This window comes from Paraglaciecola sp. (genome assembly GCF_030730205.1).
Taxonomy (GTDB): Bacteria; Pseudomonadota; Gammaproteobacteria; order Enterobacterales; family Alteromonadaceae; genus Paraglaciecola.
This window is the reverse complement of sequence record NZ_JANQVQ010000161.1, coordinates 1-12,123: the sequence shown is the minus strand read 5'-3', so window position 1 is coordinate 12,123 and position 12,123 is coordinate 1. Positions and strand designations below refer to the sequence as shown.

The window sequence follows — 12,123 nt, the reverse complement described above, 5'->3', positions numbered from 1 at the left end:
ACAAATAGACAAATAGACAAATAGACAAATTTTAAAACAATGTCATATTTCTGAATTCCTTAGCGACTTCAATTTTTCGCAAGTAGCTCACTTACGATTTTTAACAATTCTGACATCCCATTTACATCGATAAAAACTGTACTAACTTTATCTATTAATTGACAACGCAGCTCATCGTTGACTTGTAAACGCTCAAGATGTAACACGGCTTCCGACAAACGGGTCGTCACGATGCAGTATTCATAAGCAGAGAGCGCTTGCAATTCTGCTGGTTCACAAAGGTGTTTTACCGGTAATAAAATCGTCGCGGCCTGAGCAGCAATAGATTCAAACAGTGATAAACCGTAACAACTTAGAATAATTGACGATTCAGCAAGCAGTTGCGGCAGATTGTTTGGATTGTGGTTAACTTGTATAGAGGAATGGTGATCTATCATGGGTGCTGCGGCTAAAGGCCCTCTGATCCAAATATATTGCCAATTGGGGTTAATCGCTTGCTCTAAAAGGTGAGGTAACGTTTGCCCATAGCCAAGAGCATCACTGCCGCCAGTTAAAATCAACACCTGTTGTTGTTTTTTGCGAGGAACGATTGGATTAAAAAGGTAATTTTGCCAACCAAAACTGACTTTAGAGCTTTGAATACTACTGTAAAAACCGGGAATAAAAAGCTTGTCTATATTATCTAAAAGAGCAGCTAATTTATCTAAAGCTAATAATTTTTTTCCCTGAGCTTGGGCATTAATACAATTTTTTTCCAATACATTCATATCAATAAAGCTGGGATTAAAATCTAATATAAACAATGGATTTTCATCTTGCTGCATTTTAGTCAGCAGATGAGTATCGTCTTCAAACCAAAACGCTGTAGATTGTAACCAAGGTAGGGAGCATGGAATGCCTTTGATATTAATCTGTGTTCCCAGCCCCAGCCGTTCTTGCAAGGCATCAGCGATAAGTGCGCAACGTTTTAAATGTCCGGTGCCGATATCTTTGCTAAAATGGCAATAAAGACTTACCTTCGCATAATGTTTATCCGCTGCTTTTTGTTGGACATGGGTATTGAATGCAGCCAATTGAGGATCCTCAACAAGCTGCTGTTGAACCCATTTCAAACTGACTATTGATTCAGCCGAATGATTTTCATACCAACGGCGATAAACTTCTACCATAAAACGATAGTCGGCTTGAGTATCTACTGAGATTCGGTGCTTGATCTTTGAATAATCGGCACTATCAGAAATACAGAGATAGTTTAGAACAGGAGTAATTCTATCTGCGTAGCCAACGTGCTCCCTCGACATAGCACATAAGCTTACAGACATCAGTTTTTCCCACCCTTTGCGGCTGTAAAATGCCATTCCTTCATGAATGGAATGCACACCATCATGCAGTTTAATACTGTCTTTGTCGGAATTCTTAAGCTTGTTCAGAGCATGATCGATAAATTCAGGATCAATGAGTGGACAATCACCACAAATATAAACAATAAAGTCAGGTGCTTGTCTTTGGATAATATTATCGAGTCTTGCCATGAGATCGTTAACGTCGCCCTCGAAAGGATGACAAGAAATTTGCTGTTTTAAAGCCCACGCAACTAGAGACTGATTAAAATCATCTGAGGTAGTCGCCAGTTCAACACTCGAGATCTCTTGGCACAATGTTAACCGACGCCATAATTGTTCGATAAGCGGTTTACCTGCGAGATCAAGCAAGTGTTTTCCCGCGAGACGACTCGAGTTAAGACGCGCACCAACAATAGCAAGAGTTTTAGACATATCAAGGTCTCATTGTTGGCGTGATGCTGAGGGTCAAGTTAAGCAAATTTCCACCAGACTTTAGAGTCTCATCCGCTTCAGCAAGAGAAAACCACAGGCGGTTCAAATATTGGTTGTTAATTTTTTTACTGGAAAGCATGGGTAATGCCGCGCAGTCTTCAGGGTTCCACTCAACGATTATGCCAGTCGACTGACTTCCGAAACTAATTTTACCATTGGTGGCGCCTAAAGCGCTATTAGATGAAACAATCGAAGAGACCGCTTCGCCCTGATCCATATCAGCGGTAATTTGGAAAAACTCGTCTTGGTCGCTGCCTAAACAAGTTTGATACCAAGCGCGGTCTGCACAATCTAAAAGTGTAATAAAACCTAGACGCACGGACGCTTCCGGACGCTGTAAATTTTGAAATTGAATCCCGGTGTACAGCTTTTCGCCATCAAGTCTATACCATTTTATGATTTCGCCAATTTTCAGGAATTGTGAGCAATAAATAACGAGACAGCCGTCTTGTTCTGCAAGTTGATAAACAACACGATTTAGATCTGCTATTCTGTCTCTCTCTCGAAAACGCTCTAGTAATAAATGATTTGTATAAAAGTCAGCGCCATAGCTGATATGATCAAAATGACCATGGGATAGAGTGCCCACAACTGGTTTAAAAGAATGGCTGGCAAACGCAAGGCTATCTATCGCTAATCCTCGGTTACCATTCAGTGACAGCTGGATTTTGGATGTTTGAATTTGCAGTCTACGTCGGGCTTCATCGTATAGGATATTAATACTGTCTAAAGGTTTAAAAGGAGCGAACCGCAGCGGCTGCGGGACTTTGGCTTCTAATTTGAGTTTATCATAGCGAGACTGCGTAAGATGTGTTCTCAGGTCGCTTGCCCAGAGCCGACATAAATTTCGCCAATCAGAGTCGCTAGCCAAAGAGTTTGATTTCAACATTCTAAAATGTTTATAACATTCGGTATTCAACAGCAAATCGTTGCGGCCACTTAGGCCCCAACGGCAGATATTATATTTTGTTTGCTTTTTAACACTAACTGGATGTTGAGCATTCGTTAATCTTAACGTTGGGTTATCTTTAAAGTTAAGCAGTAATTCAGATGGTGTACTCCAACTGTATTCTGTCATATGGTTAATGCGATTAAACAACTGTTTTATTCTTATCCACTCATTGCTGACTTGTCCTGCCTCAGTCTGATAACGACCGGGACGGAAGTCAAAGACTTCAGCATCACTGCCATAAACAGGGAAAGCAACGGTGCCGGGTTTTAGCACTTTGAGTAAATAGTTAAGGTAGTCTTCTTCAGTCAATTCACCATGCACATAACGTTGAAATTTTTGAAATGCAATCGCATGATTCCAAATAACTTTAATACTTCTGCCACTCGCACTGATTAAACGTTGCGGCTGTTCAAAGTACTCTGGTTTCCAATCGGGGTTATGTGAAAACGGGTTATCCCATTCGACGACAACCGCTTCAAAACCCGCGTCAATATAGATATCTAATAGTCCGGCTGAGACAGCTTGCTCATTAACATAAGCGATAGATGGAGTAATACCAACTCGCTCCTTATAAGATTGTTGGCCGAGCCGAAGATTGGCATGGTTGACTGCTGCAGGAACAAGTGGGCCGATAATCTGGCTATCACCACTAGCGATCAATTCACATTTTCCTAACGACAATAGTCTTCTAAATTCAACAACCCATTCCGGTGCGATAACATTGATAGCCTCCAAAGTATAAGCTGTAAGCTCTATACCGATCGGAATACCCTCTTTAGCAATCTGCAAAAGAGGCCAATAACATTTTCTAATTACCTCAGCATGATGTTCCTGTTCGATCGAGGAAAATGCTAAGTTAAGATGAAAAACTGTATAGATTGCAACGGTCTGAACTTGAAGCATTTTATGTTTCACCATGTTATATTTTGGTAAGGCCAGAGTTTTAATTTTGTGTTCTAAAAGAAATCTATTAACAAGATCGAAATTTTAAGACCAGCTGCTAAAATCTTAGCAGTAAAGATTAGATTGTAATAGTTTTGATTTTTTTGGCTTGATCTTTGCTTATTAAATTACGCCAATTTTCTGACAATATTCATGCAAGGAACAGTAATGCATAAAGAGACATCTTCGCAACATTCCGGTACTATTATTGATGAAAGCAATGGTTTTCAGGTTATTGATTGTCAAAATTGTGGATTCAAACATGTCTATCCTCTGCCAACTTTGGATGAACTTGAGAAAATTTATAGGCACGATTATTACACTTCAGATAAGCCGCTATTTCTTCAGGAAACTGAAGAAGATAAATATTGGTGGCGCAACGTTTACTCAGACCGCTTTGATACCTTAGAAGAGTTCTTACCTGCTTCGGCCAGACGTATATTGGACGTGGGTTCAGGTCCTGGATATTTTGTCAGTTACGGAATGAGTAGAGGTTGGCAGGCTATTGGCATTGAACCATCTTCCAGAGCATGTGAGCACGCACGCAGTTTAGGTGCTGAGATTGTAGAAAATTTTTTCAATCAAGATACTGCTGCTTCTCTCGGTAAATTTGATGCAATTTATGCCAACGCTGTTCTAGAACATATTCCTAACCCAAGAGATATGATATCTCTCATGCGGGAGTCTCTGTTACCAAAAGGGATATTATGTGTTGTTGTTCCAAATGACTACAACCCTTTTCAAGAAACTTTAAGGAAGTATGAAGGTTATCGACCGTGGTGGGTCGCTCCTCCACATCATCTTAATTACTTTAACTTTGAGACTCTAAGCAAACTATTAACCTCTGAAGGGTTCGAAGTGATATTGAAGGAAACGACATTTCCAATTGATATGTTTTTGCTTATGGGAGAAAACTATGTTGATTCTTCTGAGCTCGGTCGCGCTTGTCACAAAAAGCGAATGCGGTTTGACATCCAATTATCTCAATCTAATCAAAATCACGTTAAACGTAATTTTTATCAGGCGCTTGCATCCGTTGGTTTGGGGCGAGAAGTAGTTCTTTTTGCCAGAAAGGTTTAGACAAAAATTTTGAGGAATGTTCATGAATAATGTTAAAATTTTGATTCAGGCTAGCTCTCGTTCTTGGGCTGGTGGTCGAGACATCTGCATGGGGTTGGTAAATGATGAAATTGCAGTAGTCAAAACGATTAGACAAGCATTTGGAGCATTTCCAAGTGCTCAATTTTGTCTCATAGCACCTGAATTTGACCGTAACGGTGAGCTGAGTAAGGTTATTGAGAAAGTTGCGGATTGTCGTCTAAAAGCATTTTATGGCTTTGATGAAAGCCCCTTGAAACGCATGATTGCCGCATCATTAGATCTTGCTGATGAAGATTATGTTATTCGAGTAGATGGTATCCATTTTTGTTTTGATACCAATCTTACTAGACAGATGTTAGAAATTGCACAGCATAAGAGGCTTGACTGTATCAAGCTACCGGCTGATTTCCCAGTTCACTTTAGCTCCGAGGTTTTTCGTGTTGGTGCACTTCGGGAGCTTGAAAAGATTCTTAACATTCCCGAATTAGCGAAGTTCCATGTACATCCGAAAACTTATTTTGAACTGAACCGTTATGACTATAGATTTGAACACTTGAGTACTTTACCAGAATATTCTGATGAGTATTTAAAGGAATGTAGGCTGTTAGCGAAAGAGCTTTATAATATTCCTAGATTAGAAGTGAGTAATAAGCGCACAGATTGGGCTGATACTCTTAGCTATCATTATCATCTGGCACTAAATTATTTGAAGTCTAATATGAAGGTTTTAGATATTGCTTGTGGTAATGGTTATGGCGTTAGAATGATGTCTGAAGTTTTGACTGAAGTACATGGCGCTGATATAGATTTTGAAATTATTGCTTATGCAGAAAATAAATCTGAACAAACGAACGTCTCTTATTTTGTTCAAGATGTTAATAACATGGATTTTGATGACGCCAGTTATGATGCTGTTACTAGTTTCGAAACATTAGAGCATGTACCTGCAGAGAGCTATCTTAAAGAGCTAAGACGCGTCATCAAGCCCGGAGGTATGCTCATAATTAGTACACCTCAAAACAGTTTTGGTCATATTCCTGTTAATGCTTGTCACTTAGTCGAATATAGTCTGGAATCTTTACTTAAATTAGTCGGACAATATTTTCTGATAATTAAGGTCATTGGTATAAAAGCTGGAACTATTCATTCTGACTCTGATCCGTATGGAACGAATACCTTTTTAGTGTGTATCAATCCACTTTAAATATTAAGTTAGATTTGTAGAAGCTCAAAAGCAGTGATTTTGTTACATGCTAAATTTTTTCTACATAAACTACCCTTACCTTTGATAGTGCAGTTTGAGCTCTTTTGATTGCACTCTCTTTATTATCAGCCGTTGCAATGACAAATCCAGATCTTTGAGTGTGGTTTGCTAGCGGACAAATTTCATATCCTGGCTGTATAAAAAGTTTGAGCATTTTGATCCCAGGTAAAGAACTTGCCTGTCGAAAACCTGTAATATGGCTAATTTTACCAGGTGGAATGTCAAGGTAGCGGATAGCTACCGCTTGCTGCTGCTTTACTGTAACCTCTTCTTTCGTAAGAGACTCACCTAAAGCTAGCTTGAGAGCTTTTTCAATAAAATTAATACCTGTTGCTAACGGAATTTGTGTCGTTGAGAAAAACCCGCCTGAGAGTCGTCCGGCAATTTCAATCACTTTGGCTCCTTGCGAGGTAAAGACCATATCGCCTTTGGCAACGCCTTGAAAAATTCCAAGTACTGATGCTGCTTTCTCTACAGTCTCTATGACCTGTTGCTTAATTTCTGGACTCGCGCTTGTTGGTGCATCTCCACCATTCTCAATAATGAAAGGTTTAGTGCGAGCCAACCATTCATAATTCCGATCTGCGAAGCCGAGGGTATAGCAGCGTCCGTGGTCAATTAGGGTTTCGGTGCTAAATTGGGGGCCTTCAAGATATTCTTCCAGCATTACTCTTGATGTCGGGGACTCTTTCGCTGCTAGTTGCCAAGCAGCATCCAGATCTTCATGCGTATCAATAAGTTGAACACCTCGTGCGCCGCGGCTATCGACAGGTTTTACTATGAGCGGAAAGCCGATAGTGGTTGCCATTTCTAATAGCTTTGATTTATCAGTTACATCGGCAAAGCGTGGAATTGCTATACCTTCAGCTTGTAGTTTGGTTTTCATCGCTAGTTTATCAGATACCAAAAAAGCACTTTCCATAGATAATCCGGGTAGGCCGAGCGCATTTGTTACCAAAGCAACGCTTAGAGGCACATCAGCACACATAGCGATGACTCCATGAATGTGGATTCCTTTTGCCTGAAGTTCCCTTATTCTTGCTAGAATAGCAGCACCATTATAGGTACTCTCAATAATTGCCCAATCAGCCATCGCTAGGCCGGGGGCCTCAACGTTACCATCTGCAATTGCTAAGCCAAGCCCCATGCTCTTTGCAACCTTAATGCCTTCACAAGCTTCTATACCAGCGCCAATAATAAGAATATTTTTTTTCATTGTTCAGCCTATAGTTCGTCAACGTTGTGAAGCCTTAGAGTTGAAATTTGATTATATCTAGGTCATTGCAAAGCATCGTAAGTTTTATTTCCACTTTCGTAAGATGATATCAATACGTTTGTTGTGGCTGATAAAGGTATTCAAGTACATGTGTTAAAGTAATCGTTTCAAATTGTTTGTTCGACTCAAAGCCTTCTGCACTATTTTGAATAAAGTCTATAAAATTTTGCCTATTGGTGATTTCAAACTGATACAGATCCCTAGATCTACCCCTGATATTCTTGTAACTCCCACATTAGAAAATATGATGAAATGTATATTTCTGAAATCACTATTTCAAGTGCAGAATTAGGTATATGCCCTATTCCCCTTGAATAAAAAAAATTTGTTCATCTAGGTACTTGTCTTAGCTCCATTTAGTTTTTCCTCGCAAATGAGATTAGTGTAGACTGCCATTCCACTTTAAAAAGTTATCATATCATTAAAGTTTATAGTTGGGCTTTTACACACTGAATAACACTCGGGGCAGAGCAAAAAACTAAATCCTCGTGTTTTTAAACCCGAAAGAACCCATATGCTCAAAAATCGATTTTGTAAGGGATTTGCACAGAAAACAATCTCGTTTAATAGAGTATCCTTAACCAAAATACATGCCACCATTGGCATTAATTGTCTGACCACTGATGTAGTCGCTCTGGGGGGAGGCAAGAAAGAGTGCTATTCCCGCAATGTCTTCTACCTTACCAAGTCGCCCGACAGGTATGGCTGCAGCTTTTTGTTTGCCTGAAATAGTACTAAGTTCATGTTCGGTCATCTCCGTAGCAACTAAGCCAATAGCTATAGTATTGGCACGAATTCCATCAGATGAATAGATTCTGGCTACTGATTGGCTTAGGTTGATAAGTCCCGCTTTAGCAGCCGCATAATGCACTTGATTGAAGCCACCCCACTGACCACCGATTGAACTGATATTAATTATTCTGCCGAAGCCTTGTCGCTGCATTGCAGAAATACAAGCTTGCGTAAGAAGAAATGGGCCGCGTAAGTTCGTATTCAGCATTGTTGTGAAGTCATCTGCAGTGATTTCACAAAAAGGTTTTTCCTGAGCAATAGCACCATTATTGATAAGTACATCCACACAATGAGAAAAGTGCCCCTCAACTTCGGCAATACATTTTTTAATACTAAGCGGATCGGACTGATCCAGTGCAAAGGCTGCGACCCTCTCACCTAAAGATGAGGCCAATCTTTCAGTATTACCCTTTCCGCTACAATAAGTAATTGCAACCCAATAGCCTGCTTCAAAAAAAGCTTTAGCTAAGCCAGCACCAATGCCTCTTCCACCACCGGTGATCATTACCAGCCTATTCATAATCAACCTTTTTACTGGGATTGCCCTGCATATCAAAGTAAGGCCACATTTTGTCAGTGGTTTGCCCACCCAACAACATGGGAAGTACGTCGTGACGACTGTCTATTTCAAGATGTAACAGCACGGGTTCGTTGGTACTAATGAATTCATCAAGGATCGGTATTAGATTATCATCTGGGCCGCAGTGCAGTGCAGCTATGCCATAACCTTTAGCAATACAAGTAAAATCAGGTGACTGCTTGTTACCGCAAGCGATATCTGTTTCCCAGTTCATGAGTTGAAACTGAGAAACAAGACCGAGTCTATGATTGTCTAATACTAAAATTTTAAGTGCTAAACCAAGTTCTTTTATCATTCCAAGTTCTTGAATATTCATCTGAAATGAACCATCACCTGCCACGCAAAGCACGGTTGACTGAGGTGAATGAATCGCAGCACCAATCGCACTTGGCAGATCATATCCCATGGTACCGTGCCCAGCAGAGGTCATTAGCCGCCTTTGGGGTAATGCAAAGCGGAAATGTCTAGCCACCCAATGCTGGTGGGCACCAACACCTGTCGTGACTATGGTGTTTTCCGGGAATTTGTCGCTTAAATATTCCAGTACAGCCTTGGGAGCTGCACCTGGATAATTCGCGTATGGCCATGGCAATGACTTACGCCATTCATTTATTTGTTGTTGCCATGAAAACAGATTGACGACGCTAGATACTGTCAGCCCCTCCATCAGAGCCTGTAGAACGGGTTTGAGCGGCGAGCACACACTATGGTGATGAGCTATTCGAGAATAAGTTAGCTCACTTTCATCAAAATCCACCCTGAAAATTCGAGCGTTTTTAGCAAACTGGGCTTTAAGTGTACCAGTTTGGCGTACATCAAGTCGTGAACCTAAAACCAGAAGCAGATCCGCTTGCGCAATGGCATTACCAGCCAATTGGCTGCCAGTGTGGCCATGAAAACCAAGGCAGCCCACATCCTCAGTATCCAGAGTTCCAACGCCTAGTAAGCTGTGGCTGACAGGTGCAGGCCAAATTTGCCTGATCACTTTGAGTAAATTAGCATGCTCTGCGTTGGCCATGCCATTGCCACAGATTATTACAGGTTGACTGGCTAGCTGAATGGCTGAGAGTAACTCACTAATAAAATCTTGAATATAGATGGGATCGGAAACTGCAGGCTTTAAAGGAGCAATAATACCATCAAAAACTGCGCGCTGAACGTCCATAGGCAGGTCGAGAGAGACGGGTCCCATTCGACCATCGCACGCTATATTCCAAGCTTTAGGTAGTACATCTATTAACTCTGAAACTGATTTAGGTTGGAACTGTGCTTTTGTGATGGACTTCATTAGTGCAGGTGTATCTACTTCCTGAAATCCAGATTGTCTTACGGGTTTGCCACCCGTTAAGTCGCTAGTACCAACTTGACCAGTAAAAACTAACAAAGGAATACCATCAAAAAAAGCGTCTGCTACAGGCGTCAATACATTGGTAACACCAGGGCCAGAGGTTACCGCTACGACGCCTGGCAATCCAGTTAATTTAGCTTGCGCTAGAGCCGCATAACCCGCACCTTGCTCGTGTCTTGAGGTATATACCTTTATACCAAAACGATTACAGGCGTCCAGTAGCGGCGCTATAGTGCCACCAGGGTAATTATGCAGTGCACGAGTTCCTTGGCTAGCCAAAAAATGTATAACTGCGTCAGCGGCAACCTTGATTAGAGCATTGCTCATTCATTAACTCCAAAAGTAAATCTGATAGGCTTCATTGGACGAAGGCCGTCACTAGGATCTGCACGCCAATCTCTATCTGGTGCCTCACTAGGGGCTAAAACTTTATCTGGCCGCCCATCGATTAATGCCGCATTGCGACACTCACTGATAACTGATCGCATCTGTTGGGGCAGCCAGCAGTGGCCTGCTGAATATTCAGCACCTTGCTCGTCCAGGTCAATATGAAATTCAATGCAATCTGCTTGCCAACGATTTACTGCTCTTCGGATTACTGCTGGCTCAACACTGTGATCTGACCAGCCAACATTGACACCATAACGCTGTCGAAAAGTATCAATCACGGCAAGATTACATTCAGACATTGGGGTCGGGTAGGCGGAAACACAGTGTAACAAGGTTATTTGTTGGCAACCTGCGCTTTTTAAGGTAGTAATGGCATGGTCGATTTCATCTAAGTTTGCCATGCCAGCTGAAATCACTACTGGTTTATTGGTTTTAGCACAGGCAATAAGTAAATCGTCCCAGAGTAATTCATAAGACGCTATTTTATAAAAATCGACATATGGCGTTAGTTCTTTGACAGCGTCGAGATAGAAAGGGGTACAAGAAAACTGAATGCCGTAATCATCACAGCATTGTCTCAGTTTAGGCAAAAAACTTACCGGTAATTCCCAGTTTTTTCGTTCTCGGTGCTTCTCGCTTCGAACCAGTATTTCTGGAGCAAACAGCTGATCAATTTTGAATAACTGAAACTTTACCGCATCGCAGCCGATTTCTGCTGATGCCTTTATAAACGCCAGACATCGGTCTAAATCTTTATGGTGATTACTCGAAACTTCAGCGATAAAAAAAGGCGTAGTTGTCATCATAGTAGCCTGCAATAAAATTGTTATGGTTCAATCCACAAAATCTGATAATAACTGTTTTCAGAATGGTTTAATAGTTTCTGTAATTGGGCTATGTCAGCAAAAGGACATAGATAAAACAACTAACACAAACGTCCTGTTAGACAGCGTTTTAAAGCATATGCATCAATCGGAACTAACAACAGAGTTACAACAAAAAAATTACTGGTTCAGAGTGAGGAAGTCGGGTAAAAAGACAATATTTAGAATGGTGGTCGGGCAGATCGCAATATGTAGTAATTAAGCCTAGTAATTTAATACTTTTAAAGAGAGCCTTGCGTCAGGCGGCATTATGAAACAAGAAGCAGACTACTATGTTTGAATCCATTAGCTATCACATTGACATAGATACCTCACACCAAGCTGAAACCGAAACATCTTTTGCAACTAAGATGCTTCAACGACGAGCCAAGAATGTGAAGGCAATTACTCAGCATATTTCATCTTTATCTGCCAATACAAAGCACACACCGCAACGCTATGCTTTAACTGTTAATGCAAGCAAAACACTAAATATTTGTCTAAAAGCAGCTGGCGTGGTGCTGTATGGACAAAATCCAGAGAATGAAGCAATAAAAAAAGTGGTTCAGTTTTTAGCTAGCAGCCCCCTGCCCCAGTCTAATTTAGTGCTAGTCATTATAGGCATAGGATTAGGATACCATTTGCTCCCTTTAATTGAACAATCGTTACCGCGATTCGTGATTATATACGAACCTGAACTTGATATTTTTACATTATCACTTGATAGTGCTCCCTGGTTTGAATTATTAACATTTTGCCAAGCACAGGGTATTCAACTTT

Annotated in this window: 9 protein-coding genes; 3 read left to right on the top strand and 6 right to left on the bottom strand. The window is 40.9% G+C overall.

From position 1 onward, the window contains the following. Nucleotides 1–68: 68 nt before the first annotated feature. Together NWQ57_RS10950 and NWQ57_RS10945 are read right to left on the bottom strand one after the other, a co-directional pair. Nucleotides 69–1,775: a cytidylyltransferase domain-containing protein gene (locus NWQ57_RS10950; protein ID WP_306022188.1), complete on the bottom strand. Its 1,707-nt coding sequence runs from the start codon at nucleotides 1,773–1,775 to the stop codon at nucleotides 69–71. Nucleotide 1,776: 1 nt separating this feature from the next. Continuing rightward, nucleotides 1,777–3,705 carry a glycoside hydrolase gene (locus tag NWQ57_RS10945; RefSeq protein ID WP_306022187.1) on the bottom strand — a complete coding sequence of 643 codons (1,929 nt, stop codon included), beginning with the start codon at nucleotides 3,703–3,705 and terminating at the stop codon, nucleotides 1,777–1,779. Nucleotides 3,706–3,897: 192 nt separating this feature from the next. Here NWQ57_RS10945 and NWQ57_RS10940 point away from each other — a divergent pair, with 192 nt between their 5' ends. Together NWQ57_RS10940 and NWQ57_RS10935 are read left to right on the top strand one after the other, a co-directional pair. Then, on the top strand, nucleotides 3,898–4,809 hold the full coding sequence (locus NWQ57_RS10940; protein ID WP_306022186.1) for a bifunctional 2-polyprenyl-6-hydroxyphenol methylase/3-demethylubiquinol 3-O-methyltransferase UbiG: 912 nt from the start codon (nucleotides 3,898–3,900) through the stop codon (nucleotides 4,807–4,809). A 22-nt stretch (nucleotides 4,810–4,831) separates the two neighbouring features. Further along, complete coding sequence (locus NWQ57_RS10935; RefSeq protein ID WP_306022185.1) at nucleotides 4,832–6,034, top strand: bifunctional 2-polyprenyl-6-hydroxyphenol methylase/3-demethylubiquinol 3-O-methyltransferase UbiG; 1,203 nt, start codon at nucleotides 4,832–4,834, stop codon at nucleotides 6,032–6,034. Nucleotides 6,035–6,083: 49 nt separating this feature from the next. Here NWQ57_RS10935 and NWQ57_RS10930 read toward each other — a convergent pair whose 3' ends face one another. From NWQ57_RS10930 to NWQ57_RS10915, 4 genes are all read right to left on the bottom strand, one after another. After that, a complete protein-coding gene (locus NWQ57_RS10930; RefSeq protein WP_306022184.1) occupies nucleotides 6,084–7,310 on the bottom strand; it encodes an ATP-grasp domain-containing protein in 1,227 nt (408 codons plus the stop codon). Nucleotides 7,311–7,947: 637 nt separating this feature from the next. Continuing rightward, nucleotides 7,948–8,682 (bottom strand): SDR family oxidoreductase, encoded by a 735-nt coding sequence (locus NWQ57_RS10925; RefSeq protein ID WP_306022183.1) that lies wholly within the window; start codon nucleotides 8,680–8,682, stop codon nucleotides 7,948–7,950. Beyond that, nucleotides 8,675–10,417 (bottom strand): thiamine pyrophosphate-binding protein, encoded by a 1,743-nt coding sequence (locus NWQ57_RS10920; protein WP_306022182.1) that lies wholly within the window; start codon nucleotides 10,415–10,417, stop codon nucleotides 8,675–8,677. The genes NWQ57_RS10925 and NWQ57_RS10920 overlap by 8 nt, the downstream gene beginning before the upstream one ends. Then, on the bottom strand, nucleotides 10,414–11,286 hold the full coding sequence (locus NWQ57_RS10915; protein WP_306022181.1) for an N-acetylneuraminate synthase family protein: 873 nt from the start codon (nucleotides 11,284–11,286) through the stop codon (nucleotides 10,414–10,416). Before NWQ57_RS10915 ends, NWQ57_RS10920 begins: the two co-directional genes overlap by 4 nt. A gap of 350 nt (nucleotides 11,287–11,636) precedes the next feature. Here NWQ57_RS10915 and NWQ57_RS10910 point away from each other — a divergent pair. Further along, nucleotides 11,637–12,123 (top strand): hypothetical protein (locus tag NWQ57_RS10910; protein ID WP_306022180.1); only part of this gene is annotated, 487 nt, incomplete at its 3' end.